This is a genomic window from Pseudomonas sp. B37(2017) (assembly GCF_002112885.1).
GTDB classification, from domain to species: domain Bacteria; phylum Pseudomonadota; class Gammaproteobacteria; order Pseudomonadales; family Pseudomonadaceae; genus Aquipseudomonas; species Aquipseudomonas paraglycinae.
In genome coordinates, this window is sequence record NZ_NEIX01000003.1 from 99241 (window position 1) to 118612 (window position 19372).

Below are 19372 nucleotides of genomic sequence, written 5' to 3' on the forward strand. Positions count from 1 at the left end.
TCCGCGTCACTGGACGCGGAGCGTCCCCAGAGGCATTCCCACGCGGAGCGTGGGAACGATCAACAAAAAACCCCGAAGGGCTCACACCCTTCGGGGTTGTTTTTGTCCCACGCCCTTACAACTTGGCGATGGACACCTCGGTGGATTTCACGAAGGCGATCACTTCGCTGCCGACCTCCAGTTCCAGCTCCTTGACCGAACGGGTGGTGATCACCGACGTGACGATGCCGGAAGCGGTCTGCACGTCGATTTCCGACAGCACGTCGCCGAGAACGATCTCCTTGATCGCGCCTTTGAACTGGTTGCGTACGTTGATGGCTTTGATAGTCATGGCATTGATTCCTGTCGTTTGCTTGAGTTATTGAGCCCAACGCAGTTGCGTAGGCAAGGGTGAAACGGGTTCCGGCGCCGGCGGCTCGCCGGGCAGGGACAACACACGGTTGAGCACTTCGGTTTCCAGCGCCGCCAGGCGATGGGAACCACGCACTCGAGGGCGCGGCAGCTCCACTTGCAGGTCGAGGCCGACTTCGCCGTCCTCGATCAGAATCACCCGGTCGGCAATCGCCACCGCTTCGCTGACGTCGTGGGTCACCAGCAACACGGTGAAACCATGCTGTTGCCAGAGACGTTCGATCAGTTGCTGCATCTCGATCCGGGTCAGCGCATCCAGCGCGCCCAGCGGCTCGTCGAGCAGCAACAGACGCGGTTGATGAATCAGCGCCCGGGCCAGCGCCACGCGCTGCTTCTGCCCGCCGGACAGCGCCGCCGGCCATTCATTGGCGCGATCGGCGAGGCCGACCGCATCCAGCGCCTGCAAGGCTTGTGGACGCCAGTTGCCTTTGAGGCCGAGCCCGACGTTGTCGATGATCTTTTTCCACGGCAGCAGCCGTGCTTCCTGGAACATCAGCCGGGTGTCATCCCGCGCATCGCTGAGCGGTGCAGCACCGGCGAGCAGATCGCCGCCGGTGGGTTGGTCGAGACCGGCCAGCAAGCGCAGCAACGTGCTTTTGCCGCATCCGCTGCGCCCGACCACGGCGACGAATTGCCCCGCCGGAATGTGCAGATCGATGTCACGCAGTACCTGCCGCGAGCCGAAAGTCTTTCGCAGGTTGCGCACCGCCAGCGGAATCCCGCGCAGCAGGCGTGGAGGTTGTTGAGCGGTCATGCCGCACCTCCTCTCGCCACTTGATACGCCGGATGCCAGCGCAGCCACACACGCTCAAGGCCACGGGCAGCGAGGTCGGCCAGCTTGCCGAGCACCGCGTACATCAGAATCGCCAGCACCACTACGTCGGTCTGCAAGAACTCGCGAGCGTTCATCGCCAGGTAGCCGATGCCGGAGCTGGCGGAAATGGTTTCCGCCACGATCAGCGTCAGCCACATGAAGCCTAGGGCGAAGCGCACGCCGACCAGAATCGAAGGCAGCGCACCCGGCAGAATCACCTCCCAGAACAGGCTGAAACCGGATAGGCCATAACTGCGCGCCATCTCCACCAGCGCCGGATCGACGTTGCGGATGCCGTGATAGGTGTTGAGGTAGATCGGGAACAACGTGCCCAATGCCACCAGGAAAATCTTCGCCGACTCGTCGATGCCGAACCACAGGATCACCAGCGGAATCAGCGCCAGGTGCGGCACGTTGCGGATCATCTGCACCGAGCTGTCGAGCAGACGCTCGCCCCACTTCGACAGGCCGGTGATGAAGCCCAGCACCAGACCGATGCTGCCACCGATGGTGAACCCCAGCGCGGCGCGCCAGCCGCTGATTGCCAGGTGCGTCCAGATTTCGCCGCTGCGCACCAGGCTGACGCCGGCTTCGATCACCGCCACCGGCGCCGGCAGAATCCGCGTCGACAGCCAACCCGCCGACACCAACAACTGCCACACCGCCAGCAACAACACCGGCAACGCCCAGGGCGCGAGGCTGTGGATAAATTTCTTCATGGCGGCGCCTCAGCTCTGGGACGCGGCTTTGGGAAGAATGTCGTTGGCCACCATCTCGCCGAACGGGCTGACGTAACCGGCGCTTTTCGGCAATTCCGGACGCTCGACGTCGAGGTGCGGGAACAGCAGTTCGGCTACCCGATACGATTCTTCGAGGTGTGGATAACCGGAGAAGATGAAGGTATCGATGCCCAGATCCGCGTATTCCTTCACGCGCGCCGCCACGGTCGGGCCGTCGCCAACCAGCGCGGTACCGGCACCGCCGCGCACCAGGCCGACGCCGGCCCACAGGTTCGGGCTGACTTCGAGGTTGTCGCGACTGCCACCGTGCAGCGCAGCCATGCGTTGCTGGCCCACCGAATCGAACCGCGCCAGCGAAGCCTGGGCACGTTTGATGGTGTCGTCGTCCAGATGCGAGATCAGGCGATCCGCCGCTTGCCAGGCTTCGGCGTTGGTTTCCCGCACGATCACATGCAGACGAATGCCGAAGCGCACGGTGCGTCCGAGCTTGGCGGCTTTGGCACGCACCTGTTCGATCTTCTCGGCAACGGCTGCGGGCGGCTCGCCCCAGGTCAAGACCATTTCCACTTGTTCGGCGGCCAGATCCTGCGCCGCTTCCGACGAACCACCGAAATACAGCGGCGGACGCGGCTGCTGGATCGGCGGATAGAGCAATTTGGCGCCCTTCACGCTGATGTGCTCGCCGTCGTAATCCACGGTTTCGCCTTCCAGCACGCGGCGCCAGATCCGGGTGAATTCCACCGAGGCCTGATAGCGCGCTTCGTGATCGAGGAACAGACCGTCGCCGGCCAACTCTTCCGGATCGCCACCGGTCACCAGGTTGAACAGCGCACGACCACCGGACAATCGATCCAGCGTCGCAGCCTGACGCGCCGCCACCGTCGGGGAAATGATCCCGGGGCGCAGGGCGACAAGGAATTTCAGACGCTGGGTCACCGGGATCAGCGATGCCGCCACCAGCCACGAGTCCTCGCAGGAACGGCCGGTGGGAATCAGCACGCCGCCAAAACCCAGTCGATCCGCCGCTTGCGCGACCTGTTGCAGATAGCCGTGGTCGACGGCGCGGGCGCCTTCGGCGGTGCCAAGGTAATGGCCGTCGCCGTGGGTAGGCAGGAACCAGAAGATGTTGAGGCTCATGGAGTGGTCTCCTTGGGGATTCGATTTACTGGGCTTGGGTGACCGAGCTTTGGGCCACAGCGGCCGGTGGGGTCCAGATCACGTCCTTGATGCTCAACGGCTTGGGGATCAGCTTGAGCTGGTAGAAGGTGTCGGCGATTTTCTGTTGTGCGGCGACCACTTCCGGGGTCAGGAACAGCGCGCCGTAGCCCTGGCGTTTCACCGAGGTCAGGGTGATGTCTGCCGGCAGGCCGAGCAGCGGCGACACCTGTTGGGTCACGTCTTCCGGGTTGGCCTTGGACCACTCGCCGACGGCGCGCACTTCTTCCACGAGGGTCTTGATCACCTCGGGATTTTTCTGTGCGTAGGGTTTGGTCGCCAGGTAGAACTGGTGGTTGTCGACGATGCCTTTGCCGTCACGCAGGGTGTGCGCTTGCAGCTGTTTCTCGGCGGCGGCCTGGTACGGGTCCCAGATGACCCAGGCGTCGACGCTGCCACGTTCGAACGCGGCGCGGGCATCGGCCGGCGGCAGGAATACGGTTTGAATGTCGGTGTACTTGAGGCCGGCGTCTTCCAGCGCACGCACCAGCAGGTAGTGAACGTTGGAGCCTTTGTTCAGGGCGACTTTCTTGCCCTTGAGATCCGCCACCGATTTGATCGGCGAATCTTTCGGCACGAGGATCGCTTCGCTGTTCGGCGCTGGTGGCTCGTAAGCCACGTAGAGCAGATCGGCACCGGCCGCCTGGGCAAAGACCGGCGGGGTTTCGCCGGTGACGCCGAAGTCGATCGAGCCGACGTTCAGGCCTTCCAGCAGTTGCGGGCCGCCGGGGAATTCAGTCCATTGCACGTCGACGCCTTGAGCAGCGAGACGCTTTTCCAGAGTGCCTTTGGCTTTGAGCAGCACCAGCGTGCCGTACTTCTGATAACCGATCCGAAGCGTCTCGGCCTGAGCTTGAGTGATGGCGCCGAAGGACACAGCCGCAGCAAACAGAGCGACCAGACCACGACGCAAAAATACAGTGCGCATAGCGCTCTCCTTTTTGCTGTTGGGTTTTGGCTGCACCTGCTTGGCCGTTGGCGGCTGAGTAAGGTGAGTACTTCAAGGTTCGGTGTGGCTCAAATGCTCCAGCGAGCACTCAACAAACGTTCGTTCAACAGCCCCGGCTCCAGCGGCTTCGGCCGGCGGGCCATGGCGCTGACAAACTGGTCCAGCGCTTCATGCAGCCGCTGCTCCAGAGCCGGCGCCAACTGCGCCTGGGCACTGCCTTCGCCGTAGGCGATCTGGCTGTCCTCGGCAAAAATCCCTTGCAGCATTTCCTGGGCCTTCAACGCCGACAGCACAGGCTTGAGGGCGTAATCGACCACCAGCATGTGGGCGATGCTGCCGCCGGTAGCCATCGGCAGAACAATCTTGTGGTTCAGCGCACGCTCGGGCAGCAGATCCAGCACGGTCTTCAGGGCGCCGGAAAACGACGCCTTGTACACCGGCGTGGCGATCAGCAGGCCATCGGCGTTTTCAATCTGTTGCAGCAGGTCGAGCACCTTCGGGCTGTCGAAGCGGGCGTGGAGCAGGTCTTCGGCCGGGAAGTCCCGCACCTGATAACTCACCACTTCCACCCCTTGCTGCTGCAACCAGCGTTGCGAGCGCTCCAGCAACACCCCGGAGCGGGAACGTTGACTGGGACTGCCACCGAGTGAGACGACCAGCATTCAGACGATTCCTTGCGCGTTACAGGCGATTCGCGGGTTGCGATCTCGCTTCGATGTCAGTGACCTTACCAGCTGATTCATATATCTATAAATCATATTTATTCATTTGGTTATTCTTTATGGAGATATGCATTTCACTTTCCTGCGGGCAAAAAAACAGGCCGTGAAAACGGCCTGAAACCCTGCATCGTGGTTCGTACTGATCGCTCCCTGACTGATCGTTCCCACGCTCCGCGTGGGAATGCCGCCCGTGACGCTCTGCGTCACAGTGGACGCGGAGCGTCCATGTATTCATTCCCACGCGGAGCGTGGGAACGATCCGAGGTAGGTTATTTGTTCGGCTGTGGGGTGAGGCGCAGGTACGGTTTCACCGCGCGGTAGCCTTTCGGAAAGCGTTGTTTGATTTCTTCTTCGTCCTTGAGCGACGGCACGATCACCACTTCTTCACCGTCCTGCCAGTTGGCCGGGGTGGCCACCTTGTAGTTATCGGTGAGCTGCAGCGAATCAATCACCCGCAAGATCTCGTGGAAGTTGCGCCCGGTGCTCGCCGGGTAGGTGATGGTCAGGCGGATCTTCTTGTTCGGATCGATCACGAACAGCGAACGCACGGTCAGGGTGTCGTTGGCGTTCGGGTGGATCAGATCGTACAGATCGGACACCTTGCGATCGGCATCGGCCAGGATCGGGAAGTTGACGATGGTGTTCTGGGTTTCGTTGATGTCCTCGATCCACTTGTGGTGCGAGTCCACCGGATCGACCGACAGTGCAATGGCCTTCACGCCACGCTGGGTGAACTCGTCCTTGAGCTTGGCAGTGAAGCCCAGCTCGGTGGTGCAGACCGGAGTGAAGTCCGCCGGGTGGGAAAACAGCACGCCCCAGCTATCGCCCAGCCATTCGTGAAAACGAATCTTGCCGGCGCTGGAATCCTGTTCGAAATCGGGGGCGATATCGCCAAGTCTGAGGCTCATGGTGCGGCTCCTGATGAGTTGTTGGAGACCTCAACTGTAGCTCGGGATTCGATCTTCTGAAAAAGAATAAATAACTAGATATTTATATCTTTAAAGAATATTAAACATCTGTTCACTGGACGTCCCGCAGCATCGCGACGAACATCGCCCTCAAGGTTCGAGAAGGCCTTGAGTTGCTGTAAAGAGGGGAACATCGGGAACGGCTTACGGGGGTGAGCCGGACCCGAAAACGCAAAAGCCCCGTCCGGCGCGATGCCGGACGGGGCTTTTTTACATCGGTTTTTTACATCAGTGCAGGAGCGCGCTATTACAGCAGCGGGATCGAGTAGCTGACGATCAGGCGGTTTTCGTCCTGCGAACGGGTGTTCGGCAGGTCGGTGCGCCATACAGCGTTTTTCCACATCAGGCCGACGTTCTTGAACGGACCTTCCGGTACGACGTAACCAATGGTGAAGTCGCGTTCCCACTCGGAACGGTTCGAAGCGCTTTCGCGACCGTTGGTGCCAACGGTGTCGATCGAATCGCCTTTCAGGTAAACCACACCGGCGGTCAGGCCAGGTACGCCGACTTTGGCGAAGTCATAGGAGTAGCGAGCTTGCCAGGTTTTCTCGCCGGCACGGCCGAACTTCTGGATCTGCATGTCGGTGATGGTGTAGTTCGACGAACCGTCGCCCTGGTTCAGCCAAGGGAAGTCGGAGCTGCCGTTGGAAACCTGGTAACCGCCACCGAAGGTGTGACCTTCAACGGTGTACAGGAACAGGCCGCTGTACAGGTTGTTGTCGACTTCGCCACGACCGTTGCGCACGCCGGTGTAGTTACCGGTGCTGAAGTACGCAGGATCAGTGCCGTTCTTGCCGTCGTCGGAGCTGTTGAAGTAACGGAAGTCAGACTTCAATACGCCCGGGCCGATGGCCCAGTTGTGTACCAGACCCAGGAAGTGCTGCTTGTAGAAGTCTTCCAGGTTGCCGTAGTAGTACTGGGCAGTCAGGTCTTTGGTGATCTTGTAGTCACCACCGGCGTAGATGAACTTGTTGCTGTCACGGAAGCCAGTACCACGGGTGTTTGCACCGCTGATGGACAGGTTTTCGTTGTTGCTGGAGTTACGGCCTTTCACGGCTTCGATCTGACCACCGACCAGAGTCAGGTCCTTGATTTCGCCGGAGGTGATCTGGCCGCCCTGCCAGGTTTGTGGCAGCAGACGACCGTCGTTGGTCACGATGACCGGGTTCTTCGGCTGCAGAGTACCCAGCTTCAGTTCAGTCTGGGAGATCTTGGCTTTGGCAGTCAGACCCAGGCTGGAGAAGTTGTCTACGGCTTTACCGTTGGACTCGCTCGGGAACACAGTGCCGCCGTAAGCGGTGCCGCTGTTGCCGTTGGTGCCGCCGCCCGAATCCAGACGCACGCCCAGCAGGCCGATGGCGTCGATACCGAAGCCCACAGTGCCTTGGGTGTAACCGGAGATGAAACGCAGATCGAAGCCTTGGCCCCACTCTTCGTTCTTGTTGGCGCCAGCGCCATCGCGGTTGTCAGTGTTGATGTAGAAGTTACGCAGCCCCAAGGTGGCCTTGCTGTCTTCGATGAAACCTGCGGCGCCTGCCTGCTGCGCCAAAACCCCTACGGCCACGGCCAGGGCCAAGGTGGACTTGTTCATGTTTCGCTCCTCTCGTTTCTAATTCTTGTGTTCCTGGTCCGGGGTCTGATGCCCCTGGATCCTAAGATGCGCGATTAGCGCCAGACCGTGACTGACAAGTCAATCGTAACCTTGTGTGTCTACGACCAAGGTCTAATCGCAGTTATTTGGTCCCTGCAGGGTAAAGACTTCCTGATAAACCCAAAAAGAATTTATTCATTCTTTTTCATACCATTCGGCTATATGGCCAGCCAATTGCCATCTTCACCGGGATACAGCGTATCGGCGACTAAGCTCATTACTAAATGGTATTTGTTAGCCTTTTTTTAGATCGATTAGCTTTGACGCAACCCCGATTCGTCAATCCCTATCAAAAAGGCGACGCCATGATGGCCAAACGCGCACTATCTAGTCAATTTGTTACAGTTTGTGTGTCAGCGCTGATTTCTTTTTCAGCCCATGCCGCCAACCTCACCGTGGGCTACCAGACCGGTATCGACCCGAGCAAAGTCCCCCAGGCCGACGGCATCTACGAGAAGACCATCGGCGAGAAGATCGACTGGCGCCGGTTCAACAGTGGCCCGGAAGTTGTGACAGCCATTGCCTCCGGCGATGTGCAGATCGGCAACCTCGGCTCCAGCCCGCTGGCGGCCGCCGCCTCGCGCAATCTGCCGATCGTTGCCTTCATCGTCTCGGCGCAGATCAATGCCGCCGAAGCCTTGGTGGTGCGTAACGGCAGCGGTATCAACAAGCCCGAAGACCTGATCGGCAAGACCATCGCCACCCCGTTCGTTTCCACCTCCCACTACAGCCTGCTCGGTGCGCTCAAGCACTGGGGCCTGGACACCTCGAAAGTCAAAGTGGTGAACCTGCAACCCGCAGAAATCGCGGCCGCCTGGAAACGTGGCGACATCGACGGCGCTTTTGTCTGGTCGCCGGCGCTGGGCGAAATCCGCAAGACCGGCAAGACCCTGACCGATGCCGCGCAGGTCGGCCAGTGGGGCGCGCCGACTTTCGAAGTCTGGGTAGCGCGCAAGGACTTTGCCGAGAAGCATCCTGAAGTCGTGGCCAAATTCGCCAAGGTGACTCTGGACTCGTTCGCTGATTACGCCGCCCATAAAGACAGCTGGACAGCCGATTCCGTACCTGTACAGAAAATCGCCAAACTGACCGGTGCCAATGCTGCCGACGTTCCGGAATTGCTTGCCGGTTCGGCCTTCCCGGACGCCAAGGCGCAACAGACCACAGCGCTGCTGGACGGCGGCACGGCGAAGGCGATTGGTGAGACGGCGAAGTTCTTGAAGGAACAGGGCAAGGTCGAAAGCGTTTTGCCTGACTACTCGCCTTATGTCAGTGCGAAGTTTGTAACCGAATAAACGCTATCGCGAGCAGGCTCGCTCCCACACAGGCTCAGTGAACCTTTGTGGGAGCGAGCCTGCTCGCGATGAGGGCGTCACATCACAGAGACTTTTCGAAGATCTTCGAATTGCGCTGATAGTTATAGAGAGAAGCCCGCGCCGCCGGCAGGCGCTCGACGCTGCTCGGTTCGAAGCCGCGCTCGCGGAACCAGTGGGCGGTGCGGGTGGTGAGAACGAACAGGGTCTTCAGGCCCTGCGCCCGGGCACGGGTCTCGATGCGCTCAAGCAATTCGTCGCCGCGACCGCCATGGCGATATTCGGGATTCACCGCCAGGCACGCCAGCTCGCCGGCATCCGAATCGGCAATCTGATACAGCGCCGCACAGGCGATGATCATCCCTTCACGCTCAACCACGCTGAACTGCTCGATTTCACGTTCCAGCACTTCGCGGGAACGGCGCACCAGAATCCCCTGCTCTTCCAGCGGGCTGATCAGGTCCAGCAAGCCACCGACGTCTTCAATCGCCGCCTCGCGCACCAGTTCGAATTGCTCTTGGGCCACCAGCGTACCGCCACCGTCACGGGTGAACAGTTCGGTCAGCAGCGCGCCGTCCTCGGCATAACTGACGATGTGGCTGCGCGCCACGCCGCCACGGCAGGCTTCGGCGGCGGCATCCAGCAGTTCCGCCTGATAATTGCTGCCCAGACGCTGCAAATGCGCCGGCACCTGTTGCGGGCGCAGCTCGCGCACCAGTTTGCCGTTTTCGTCGATCAGACCGAGGTCGGCACCGAACAGCAGCAGCTTGTCGGCGCCCAGATCGATGGCGGCGCGGGTGGCGACGTCTTCGCAGGCCAGGTTGAAGATCTCACCGGTCGGCGAATAACCCAGCGGCGACAGCAGCACGATGGAGCGCTCGTCGAGCAGGCGGTTGATGCCTTTGCGGTCGACCCGGCGCACTTCGCCGGTGTGGTGGTAGTCGACGCCTTCCAGCACGCCGATCGGCCGCGCCGTCACAAGGTTGCCGCTGGCCACCCGCAGACGCGAGCCCTGCATCGGCGAGGAGGCCATGTCCATCGACAGCCGCGCTTCGATAGCGATGCGCAGTTGGCCGACCGCGTCGATCACGCACTCCAGCGTCGCGGCATCGGTGATGCGCATGCCGTGGTGGTAATGCGGAGTCAGGCCGCGGGCGGCGAGGCGGGTTTCGATCTGCGGACGGGAACCATGAACCAGTACCAGCCGCACGCCGAGGCTGTGCAGCAGCACGATGTCATGGACGATGTTGCCGAAATTCGGATGCTCCACGCCGTCGCCCGGAAGCATGACGACGAAGGTGCAATCGCGGTGAGCATTGATATAGGGAGACGCGTGGCGAAGCCAATTGACGTATTCGGGCATGAACCTGGGCCTGTAATAAATAGCAGCCGGAAAAGGGGCGAAACGGAAAACGCACAGCGGGCTGATGGTTATCGTCGGAACAGGCTTGGCGACACGCGCGCTCTCCTCATCAATACGGGTGGGTGTTTGGGCAATTTATACAGCTTTGAGACAGTAATGTTCGATCAACTGCCGCAATAGATGCACGGTAGGCTGCAAACGTGACATTTCGAGGTACTCGTCCGGCTGGTGCGCACAGGCGATGTCGCCGGGACCGAGCACGATGGTTTCGCAGCCAAGGCGCTGAAGATAAGGCGCTTCGGTGCCGAACGCTACCGCTTCGGCCGTGTGGCCGGTGAGTTTTTCGGCAATTCGCACCAGCTCGGCGTCTTCGGCCTGCTCGAACGGCGGCACTTCGGGAAACAGCGGCGCGTAATCGATCTTCACCTGATGGCGCTCGGCGACCGGGTTGAGCCTGCGCAAAATCTCGCTGCGCAAGAGCTTGGGGTCCATCCCCGGCAGCGGCCGCAGGTCGAACTCCAGCGAACACTGGCCGCAGATGCGGTTGGGGTTGTCGCCACCGTGGATGCAGCCGAAGTTCATGGTCGGCTGCGGCACGCTGAACTGCGGGTTGTTGAATTCGCGCTGCCACAGCAGGCGCAGGCCGCGCAGCTCACCGATGGCATCGTGCATCGCTTCGAGGGCGCTGTGCCCCAGGCGCGGATCCGACGAATGGCCGCTCTGCCCAAGGATATCGATGCGTTCCATCATGATGCCTTTGTGCATGCGGATCGGCTTGAGCCCGGTCGGCTCGCCGATCACCGCCGCCCGGCCCAGCGGTCGCCCCGCTTCGGCCAGCGCGCGGGCACCGGACATCGAGCTTTCTTCATCGCAGGTGGCGAGGATCAGCAGCGGCTGCTTGAACGGCTGGTCGAGCAGCGGTTGCACGGCTTCGATGATCAGGGCGAAAAAGCCCTTCATGTCGCAACTGCCGAGGCCGACCCAGCGGCCGTCGACTTCGGTGAGTTTCAGCGGATCGGTTTTCCACAGCGCATCGTCGTACGGCACCGTGTCGCTGTGCCCGGCCAGCACCAGCCCGCCGGGGCCGCTGCCGAAACTGGCGAGGAGGTTGAATTTGCCGGGGCTGACCTGCTGGATGTCGCAGCTGAAACCCAGATCGCCGAGCCAGCCCGCGAGCAGATCGATCACCGCCCGGTTGGACTGATCGAGGCCCGGCTGGGTGCAACTGACCGATGGCGCGGCGATCAGTGCAGCGAACTGGTCTTGCATGGACGGCAAAGGCATCGCTGACTCCAACTCCCGGATTGAGGTTCATCATAGAACCATCCGGCGCCGAGAATAAACCGCCGCAAAGCGTAGGAAGGTTCAGTCCTGTACACTGCACGGCCTTGGCAGCCACACATTCCCCCGGCTGCGCTCCCGATCCTGGATTTTCCGGCCATGCAGAAAGAAACCGAAATCAAACTCCGCGTCAGCCGCGAAACCCTCGCCGCCCTGCGCGAGCACCCTCTCCTGAAAAAACGCAACAAAAGTGGCTGGGAACGCCGTGAGTTGATGAATCAGTACTTCGACACGCCTGAGCGTGACCTGGCCCGGGCCAAGGTTGCCCTGCGCCTGCGCAAGGACGGCGAAGAGGTGATTCAGACCCTCAAGACCCGTGGCCAGAGCGTTGCCGGTCTGTCCGAGCGTAACGAGTACGACTGGAACCTGCCCAAAGCCAAGCTCGACGTGAAGAAACTCGACGGCGAATGCTGGCCCGAGTCCCTCGCCGAGCTGGACAAGAAAACCCTGAAGCCGATCTTCACCACCGATTTCGTCCGCGAGCGCGCCGAAATCGCCTGGGGCCGTGGCAAGACCAAAGTGGTCATCGAAGCCGCGCTGGACCTGGGCCACGTGGTGGTCGGCAAGCAGAAAGAAGAAATCTGCGAGCTGGAACTGGAACTGCGCGAAGGCGAACCTGCCGCGCTGCTGGAACTGGCCGCCGAGCTGGCCGAAACCCTGGCCCTGATGCCGTGCGACATCAGCAAGGCCGAGCGCGGCTACCGTCTGTACGACGCCAACAGTTACTCGCTGAGCCTGCCGGCGCCGGCCATCACTGCTGAAACCCCGCTGGACGACGCCTTCGCCGCCCTGGCCTGGCACTTGCTCGGCAGCAGCCAACGTCTGGCCGAACAGTATCGCTTCAACGGCCACTGGCGCCTGCTGCAGGACTGGGTCGAGAACCTCGCGGAAATGCGCGCCCTGCTGAGCAGCCTCGGCCAGGCCGCACCGCGTCCGTCGACCCACGACTTGCGCGTTGCCCTCGATGCCCTGCTGGAAGACTGGCGTCCGCTGGTCCAGGTTGGCATCGAAGACGAAGACGTGCGTAAAGCCGCGCCGGAGCAGTTCCTCGAAGAACTGGAAGATCCGCGCTGGGGCCTGTTCTCGCTGAACGCTTCGCGCTGGTTGCTGGCGCGCACCTGGACGGCTGACCGCAACACCCGTGGCAATCGCCAGGGTGCCGCGCAGTTGCAAAGCTGGCTGCCGCGCCTGCTGGGCGAAGAAGCCACTTCGCTGCAACTGCAGCGCTATCAGCAGCAGCCGGAAGATCTGGCCGAGCAACTGCCACGCATCGAACGCATCCAGGTCTGGCTGCACCACGCGCGCAACGTGCTGGAAATCCCGGAAATGGATCGCCTGTACGGCGAGCTGAACAAACTGGCGCAACTGGCCAACGAGCCGACCATCACCGACGAATTGCTCGATGCGCGCAAGCATCAGGCGATTGCGGTGTACCAGAATCGCGCCTGGAAAATGCTGCTGCGCATGTAACACCGCCATCGCCAGCAGACTGTGATCGTTCCCACGTCGAACCGTCTGCGTGGGAATGCCTCAATGGACGCTCTGCGTCCGCTTTGGGACGCGGAGCGTCCCGGGCTGCATTCCCACGCGGAGCGTGGGAACGATCATCAAATCAGCGCAGTACCGGCAGGCTCGTCGTCGACTTGATCTCCGACAGCGCCACAATCGAGTTCACTTCCTGAATCCCCGGCACCAGCGACAGCTTCTCGAAGAAGAACCGCTCATACGCCTCGATGTCCGCCGCGACAATCCGCAACAGAAAATCCACCGCCCCCATCAGCACGTAACACTCCAGCACTTCGGGAAAACCGCGAATCGCCTCGGTGAACTCAGTGAAGTTCGAACGGCCGTGGGCGTTGAGTTTGATCTCGGCGAAGATCTGCGTGTTCAGGCCGATCTTCTTGCGATCGAGCAAAGTCACCTGGCCACGAATGATCCCCTCCTCCTTCATCCGCTGAATCCGCCGCCAGCACGGCGACTGCGACAGGCCCACCTGTTCGGCGATCTGTGCGCTGGACAAGGAAGCGTCCTCTTGCAGCAGGGCGAGAATGCGCCGGTCGTAGCTGTCCAGCTCGCTGTGCATAAATAATCCCCAAAATAAGCCAATGGCGAATTGATCAACCTTACCAATCGCCTGATCAGCTCATCTTAGACAAGAAATGCCCGGCATCGGATGTAAAAATTCCTCCACTGATTCCGGAGACCTGCCATGCCATACCTCGAAGCCGTCAACACCCCTGCGCCCCGTGCCGATGTGTGGAACGCCAGCAACGCCCATTGCCTTGCGCAGTACCAGATCCTGGCCGAGGCCGAGCCGGATTTGCTGGTGCGGGTGCTGAACCTGTTCGCCTTGCAGTGCCTCACCCCGGAACAGGTGAATGTCCAGCGGCTGGACGATCTGCTGTCGATCGACATCGTCATGAGCCGCCTGAGCTGGCACCGCGCCCAAGTGATCGCGGAAAAACTTCGTAACCTGATCAGCGTCTGCTCGGTGAACCTGCAGAACCCCGACGAGGCGTGGGATGCGCCGGCGCAGGCGGCCGGCTGACAAGAACCGAAACGTCTTCGTCGGGTAGTGGCCCAACGGTCGGCGGGGCCACGACTATCCTTTGCGCACTGTCGTTCAAAAGGAGCCCGCATGTCCGTTCAACTCGCCACTCAGGACCGCTGGCTGGATCTCAATGAGGTACTGCGTGAACTGGTCGCCCAGGGTTTCATCTGCCAGGACTCGGCCGAGCAGGCGCTGAATGCCCGGCGTCGGCATGCCGCCCACGGCCAGAAGCACCCGCTGGAATTCATCGCCAGCCAGCAACTGGACGATCTCAGCCGTCCGGGCAAACACCTCGACCTGGAAAGCCTGACCCTGTGGCTGGCGCAACAGGCCGGCCAGCCGTACCTGCGGATCGATCCGCTGAAGATCAACGTCGCCGCCATCACGCCGCTGATGTCCTATGCCTTTGCCCAGCGCCACAAGATTCTCGCGGTGTCGGTCGACCGCGATGCAGTCACCGTGGCCAGCGCTCAGCCCTACGTCAGCGGCTGGGAGGCGGATCTGACTCACGTCCTGAAGCTGCCGATCAAACGGGTGGTGGCCAACCCGGCGGACATCCAGCGTTTCAGCGTCGAATTCTTTCGTCTCGCAAAATCGGTCAGCGGCGCCAGCAATGCCGATGCGCAAAGCGGCAACCTCGGCAACTTCGAACAACTGCTCAACCTCGGCGCCAGCGATCAGGAGCCGGACGCCAACGACGCGCACATCGTCAACATCGTCGACTGGCTGTTCCAGTACGCCTTCCAGCAGCGGGCCAGCGATATCCACATCGAACCCCGGCGCGAGCAAGGCACGGTGCGTTTTCGCATCGACGGCGTGCTGCACAACGTCTATCAATTTCCGCCGCAGGTGACGATGGCCATTGTCAGTCGCCTGAAAAGCCTTGGCCGGATGAACGTCGCCGAGAAGCGCAAACCCCAGGACGGCCGGGTCAAGACCAAGACCCCGGACGGCGGAGAGGTTGAGTTGCGCCTGTCGACGCTGCCCACTGCGTTCGGCGAAAAAATGGTGATGCGGATCTTCGACCCGGAGGTGCTGCTCAAGGATTTCGATCAGTTGGGTTTTTCCGCCGACGACCTGCGGCGCTGGCAGGACATGACCCGCCAGCCCAACGGCATCATCCTGGTCACCGGGCCGACCGGTTCCGGCAAGACCACCACGCTGTACACCACGCTGAAAAAACTGGCGACGCCCGAGGTCAACCTCTGCACCATCGAGGACCCGATCGAGATGGTCGAGCCGGCCTTCAACCAGATGCAGGTCCAGCACAACATCGACCTGACGTTCGCCGCCGGTGTGCGCGCGCTGATGCGGCAGGACCCGGACATCATCATGATCGGCGAGATCCGCGACCTGGAAACCGCCGAAATGGCGATTCAGGCCGCGCTGACCGGGCACCTGGTGCTCTCGACCCTGCACACCAACGATGCGCCGAGCGCCATCAGCCGTCTGCTGGAACTCGGCGTGCCGCATTACCTGATCAAGGCCACCGTGCTCGGCGTCATGGCGCAACGACTGGTGCGAACCCTGTGCCCGCACTGCAAGGCGCCGCTGACTCTTGATGAAGAAGACTGGCAAACCCTGACCCGACCGTGGCAGGCGCCGCTGCCCGGTAATGCGCAACGGGCCATCGGTTGCCTGGAGTGTCGCGACACCGGTTATCACGGCCGCGCCGGGGTCTACGAAATCATGCAACTGAGCGACAGCCTCAAGGCCTTGATCAGCCCCGACACCGATCTCACCGCGATCCGCCGACAGGCGTTCAAGGAAGGCATGCGCAGCCTGCGATTGTCCGGCGCGCAGAAAGTTGCTGCGGGGCTGACAACCCTTGAGGAAGTGCTGCGGGTGACGCCACAGAGCGAGCAGAAATAGCCGCTCACGGAACCGGATCGGGGAAACGACGATCCAACCGGTTATTCAACACCAGTGGAGTCACCCAACATGCGTCTCAAACTTGCTGTCGCCACCCTTGCCCTGCTGTCTCTGCCCGTCGGTTCGGCAATGGCCGACAGCTTTTGGCGTAACGTCATTTCGTCCGGTGCCACCACCGGCTCGACCTACCTGACCTTCAAGGATCACAAACTGATCGTTGCCGCCCAGGACGATGCCGGCAGCTTCGTCGCCAGCGACGGCGGTATCCGTGGCCCGTACCTGGAAGCGGCGATGCAGAAAGTCCGCGCCGACAACCCGGGCCTGCAGGCAACGGACATGGAACTGGCGAACGCGATCCTGGCGAAGAACGCCGTAGCGTCGGAATAACCCTCCGGACAGACAAAAATGCCGCTCACACGAGCGGCATTTTTTTGCCTCGGATTTCACATTCAACACGGAACACTGTGGGAGCCAGCCTGCTGGCGATAGCGGTGGATCAGTCACCGAAGATGTCGATTGGACTAGCGCAATCGCGAGCAGGCTCGCTCCCACAATGGTTTGATTTCACCCACAGTGTTCAGCGGTAATCGTCCACCGGCACGCAGGCACAGAACAGGTTGCGGTCGCCGTAGACGTTATCGACCCGGTTCACCGCCGGCCAATATTTGTGCGCTTTGGTGTGCGCATCCGGCGTGATGCCCTGCTCGATGCTGTACGGCCGCTCCCACACGCCGGTGATATCGGCCAGGGTATGCGGCGCCCGTTTGAGCGGGTTGTCCTCGGCCGGCCAGTTGCCGTTCTGCACCTCGGTGATTTCTGCGCGGATGCTCAGCATCGCGCCGATGAACCGATCCAGTTCGGCCTTGGACTCGCTCTCGGTCGGCTCGACCATCAAGGTGCCCGGCACCGGGAACGACATGGTCGGCGCGTGGAAGCCGTAATCCATCAGGCGCTTGGCGACGTCTTCTTCGCTGATGCCGGTCTGCCCTTTCAGCGGCCGCAGATCCAGAATGCACTCATGGGCAACCCGCTCGTTGCGGCCGGTGTACAGAACGGGGAAAGCACCGGACAGGTGCTGCGCCAGGTAGTTGGCCGCAAGGATCGCCACTTCGCTGGCATCCGCCAGTTGCGGCCCCATCATCGCGATGTACATCCAGCTGATCGGCAGAATGCTTGCGCTGCCCCACGGCGCGGCGCTGACCGCACCGTTCTGCGGTTGCGGCCCGTCGATCGGAATCACCGGATGGTTGGCAACGAACGGCGCCAGATGCGCACGCACGCCAATCGGCCCCATGCCCGGCCCGCCTCCGCCGTGGGGAATGCAGAACGTCTTGTGCAGGTTCATGTGTGACACGTCGGCGCCGATGTCCGCCGGCCGCGCCAGCCCGACCTGAGCGTTGAGGTTGGCGCCGTCCATGTACACCTGGCCGCCGTGCTTGTGGATAACTTCGCAGATTTCGCTGATGCCTTCCTCGTACACGCCATGGGTCGACGGGTAGGTCGCCATCAGGCATGACAGCTTGTCCCCGGCCTCGGACGCCTTGGCTTTCAAGTCCTCCAGATCAACGTTACCAGCGTCGTCGCACTCGACAATCACCACGCGCATCCCGGCCATCTGCGCCGAGGCCGGGTTGGTGCCGTGGGCCGAAGAAGGAATCAGGCAGATGTCGCGCCCGCCCTGCTGGCGGCTCTCGTGGTATTTGCGGATCGCCAGCAACCCGGCGTACTCGCCCTGGGCGCCGGAGTTGGGTTGCATGCAGATCGCATCGAACCCGGTGATCGCGCACAGCCAGCGCTCCAGTTCCTCGATCATCAGCGTGTAACCGACCGCCTGCTCCCGGGGCACGAACGGGTGCAGATTGGCGAATTGCGGCCAGGTGATCGGGATCATCTCGCTGGTGGCGTTGAGTTTCATGGTGCAGGAGCCCAGCGGGATCATCGACTGGTTGAGCGCCAGATCCTTGCTCTCCAGTTGTTTGAGGTAGCGCAACATCTCGGTTTCGCTGTGGTGGGCGTTGAACACCGGGTGACGCAGGTACGGCGTGCTGCGTTGCAGCGTGTCGGGAATGCCGGAGTCCAGCGTTTCGGCGTCGAGCTCATCGACGCTCAACCCGTGATCGGCGCCCAGCAGCACATCGAACAGTCTGGCCACGGTGCTTTCATCACAGGCCTCGTCGAGGCTCAGACCCAGTTGGCCACGACCGAGAATTCGCAGGTTGATCTGCGCGGCCTGGGCGCTTTCGATGATCGCGGTTTGCGCGCCGCCCACGTCCAGCGTGAGGGTGTCGAAGAAGTGTTCGTTCAGCCGTTTTATGCCATGGCGTTCGAGCCCGGCGGCGAGAATGCAGGTCAGCCGGTGCACCCGCTGGGCGATTCGTTTCAGACCTTCCGGGCCGTGATAGACCGCATAGAAACTGGCGATGTTGGCCAGCAAGACCTGGGCGGTGCAGATGTTCGAATTGGCCTTCTCCCGGCGGATGTGCTGTTCGCGAGTTTGCAGGGCCATACGCAGCGCGACATTGCCGCGGGCATCTTTCGACACACCGATGATCCGGCCGGGAATCGCCCGTTTGTATTCCTCGCGACTGGCGAAAAACGCCGCGTGCGGGCCGCCGTAACCCATCGGCACGCCGAAGCGCTGGGATGAACCGAACACCACGTCGGCACCCAGTTCGCCCGGCGGGGTCAGCAGCAACAGACTGAGCAGATCGGCCGCCACGCAGGCCAGCGCCTGCTGCGCGTGCAGGTGATCGATCAGTGGCCGCAGGTCGCGGACTTCGCCGTGGGTGTCGGGGTATTGCAGCAGTGCACCGAACACCTGGTGCTGCTTCAAGTTATCCACAGCGTCGACGATCAGCTCGAAGCCGAAGCCTTCGGCGCGGGTCTGCACCACGGAAATGGTTTGTGGATGACAGTTTTCGTCGACGAAGAACAGATTGCTTTTCGACTTCGCCACGCGCTTGGCCAGGGCCATGGCTTCCGCCGCAGCGGTGGCTTCATCGAGCAGCGAAGCGTTGGCCAGTTCAAGGCCGGTGAGGTCGATGGTCAGTTGCTGAAAATTGAGCAACGCTTCGAGCCGGCCTTGGGCGATTTCCGGTTGATAAGGCGTGTAGGCGGTGTACCAGCCGGGATTTTCCAGCACGTTGCGCAGGATGACGGTCGGCGTCAGGGTGCCGTGGTAGCCCATGCCGATCAGGCTGGTCCAGACCTGGTTCTGCTCGGCATAACCGCGCAGCTTTGCCAGAGCCGCCTGTTCGTCCAGCGCCGGTGGCAGGTCCAGCTCGCGGTTGAGGCGAATGCCCGGCGGCACGGTCTGTTCGATCAGTTCGACCCGACTGCCGAGGCCGAGGCTGTCGAGCATCGCCTGCTGCTCGGCGGCATCGGGGCCGAGGTGGCGGCGCAGAAAGGCATGGGGATCGCGTAACTGGCTCAAGGATGGCAACTGGGACATGACGGGCTCTC

At 61.7% G+C, this 19372-nt stretch carries 17 protein-coding genes; 5 read left to right on the top strand and 12 right to left on the bottom strand.

Going from position 1 to position 19372, the window contains the following annotated elements:
- Positions 1-115: 115 nt before the first annotated feature.
- From CAF90_RS09695 to CAF90_RS09735, 8 genes are all read right to left on the bottom strand, one after another.
- A complete protein-coding gene (locus tag CAF90_RS09695) occupies positions 116-331 on the bottom strand; it encodes a molybdopterin-binding protein (protein ID WP_007953520.1) in 216 nt (71 codons plus the stop codon).
- Positions 332-358: 27 nt separating this feature from the next.
- The gene (gene ssuB / locus CAF90_RS09700; protein WP_085605983.1) at positions 359-1165 is read right to left on the bottom strand and encodes an aliphatic sulfonates ABC transporter ATP-binding protein; all 807 of its coding nucleotides are present in this window, start codon (positions 1163-1165) and stop codon (positions 359-361) included.
- The gene (gene ssuC / locus CAF90_RS09705) at positions 1162-1944 is read right to left on the bottom strand and encodes an aliphatic sulfonate ABC transporter permease SsuC (RefSeq protein WP_085605986.1); all 783 of its coding nucleotides are present in this window, start codon (positions 1942-1944) and stop codon (positions 1162-1164) included. Before ssuC ends, ssuB begins: the two co-directional genes overlap by 4 nt.
- A gap of 9 nt (positions 1945-1953) precedes the next feature.
- Positions 1954-3102, bottom strand: coding sequence for an FMNH2-dependent alkanesulfonate monooxygenase (gene ssuD / locus CAF90_RS09710; RefSeq protein WP_011336452.1), 1149 nt, complete (start codon positions 3100-3102; stop codon positions 1954-1956).
- Positions 3103-3127: 25 nt separating this feature from the next.
- The gene (locus CAF90_RS09715; protein WP_007953529.1) at positions 3128-4108 is read right to left on the bottom strand and encodes a sulfonate ABC transporter substrate-binding protein; all 981 of its coding nucleotides are present in this window, start codon (positions 4106-4108) and stop codon (positions 3128-3130) included.
- Between the two features lie 89 nt (positions 4109-4197).
- Positions 4198-4791 carry an NADPH-dependent FMN reductase gene (gene ssuE, locus CAF90_RS09720; protein WP_011336454.1) on the bottom strand — a complete coding sequence of 198 codons (594 nt, stop codon included), beginning with the start codon at positions 4789-4791 and terminating at the stop codon, positions 4198-4200.
- A 329-nt stretch (positions 4792-5120) separates the two neighbouring features.
- Positions 5121-5759, bottom strand: a complete 639-nt coding sequence (locus CAF90_RS09730) for a peroxiredoxin (RefSeq protein ID WP_085605990.1) — start codon at positions 5757-5759, stop codon at positions 5121-5123.
- 307 nt (positions 5760-6066) lie between these two features.
- The gene (locus CAF90_RS09735) at positions 6067-7410 is read right to left on the bottom strand and encodes an OprD family porin (protein ID WP_085605992.1); all 1344 of its coding nucleotides are present in this window, start codon (positions 7408-7410) and stop codon (positions 6067-6069) included.
- A 365-nt stretch (positions 7411-7775) separates the two neighbouring features.
- On the opposite strand from CAF90_RS09735, the gene tauA reads away from it, so the two are divergent.
- Positions 7776-8765 (top strand): taurine ABC transporter substrate-binding protein, encoded by a 990-nt coding sequence (tauA, locus tag CAF90_RS09740; protein WP_085605994.1) that lies wholly within the window; start codon positions 7776-7778, stop codon positions 8763-8765.
- An 82-nt stretch (positions 8766-8847) separates the two neighbouring features.
- Here the strand turns inward: tauA and argA are convergent, their stop codons facing one another.
- Together argA and argE are read right to left on the bottom strand one after the other, a co-directional pair.
- Positions 8848-10146 carry an amino-acid N-acetyltransferase gene (gene argA, locus CAF90_RS09745; protein ID WP_007951778.1) on the bottom strand — a complete coding sequence of 433 codons (1299 nt, stop codon included), beginning with the start codon at positions 10144-10146 and terminating at the stop codon, positions 8848-8850.
- Positions 10147-10281: 135 nt separating this feature from the next.
- On the bottom strand, positions 10282-11430 hold the full coding sequence (gene argE / locus CAF90_RS09750; protein ID WP_085605996.1) for an acetylornithine deacetylase: 1149 nt from the start codon (positions 11428-11430) through the stop codon (positions 10282-10284).
- A 156-nt stretch (positions 11431-11586) separates the two neighbouring features.
- Between argE and CAF90_RS09755 the strand changes: the two genes are divergently transcribed.
- Complete coding sequence (locus CAF90_RS09755; protein WP_007951783.1) at positions 11587-12957, top strand: inorganic triphosphatase; 1371 nt, start codon at positions 11587-11589, stop codon at positions 12955-12957.
- 142 nt (positions 12958-13099) lie between these two features.
- Here CAF90_RS09755 and CAF90_RS09760 read toward each other — a convergent pair whose 3' ends face one another.
- The gene (locus CAF90_RS09760) at positions 13100-13570 is read right to left on the bottom strand and encodes an Lrp/AsnC family transcriptional regulator (protein ID WP_007951785.1); all 471 of its coding nucleotides are present in this window, start codon (positions 13568-13570) and stop codon (positions 13100-13102) included.
- 126 nt (positions 13571-13696) lie between these two features.
- Between CAF90_RS09760 and CAF90_RS09765 the strand changes: the two genes are divergently transcribed.
- From CAF90_RS09765 to CAF90_RS09775, 3 genes are all read left to right on the top strand, one after another.
- A complete protein-coding gene (locus CAF90_RS09765; RefSeq protein WP_085605998.1) occupies positions 13697-14035 on the top strand; it encodes a hypothetical protein in 339 nt (112 codons plus the stop codon).
- A gap of 90 nt (positions 14036-14125) precedes the next feature.
- The gene (locus CAF90_RS09770) at positions 14126-15910 is read left to right on the top strand and encodes a GspE/PulE family protein (protein WP_085606000.1); all 1785 of its coding nucleotides are present in this window, start codon (positions 14126-14128) and stop codon (positions 15908-15910) included.
- Between the two features lie 69 nt (positions 15911-15979).
- Positions 15980-16297 carry a DUF2388 domain-containing protein gene (locus CAF90_RS09775; RefSeq protein WP_007951791.1) on the top strand — a complete coding sequence of 106 codons (318 nt, stop codon included), beginning with the start codon at positions 15980-15982 and terminating at the stop codon, positions 16295-16297.
- Positions 16298-16487: 190 nt separating this feature from the next.
- Here the strand turns inward: CAF90_RS09775 and gcvP are convergent, their stop codons facing one another.
- Positions 16488-19361 carry an aminomethyl-transferring glycine dehydrogenase gene (gcvP, locus tag CAF90_RS09780; RefSeq protein ID WP_085606002.1) on the bottom strand — a complete coding sequence of 958 codons (2874 nt, stop codon included), beginning with the start codon at positions 19359-19361 and terminating at the stop codon, positions 16488-16490.
- Positions 19362-19372: the final 11 nt, after the last annotated feature.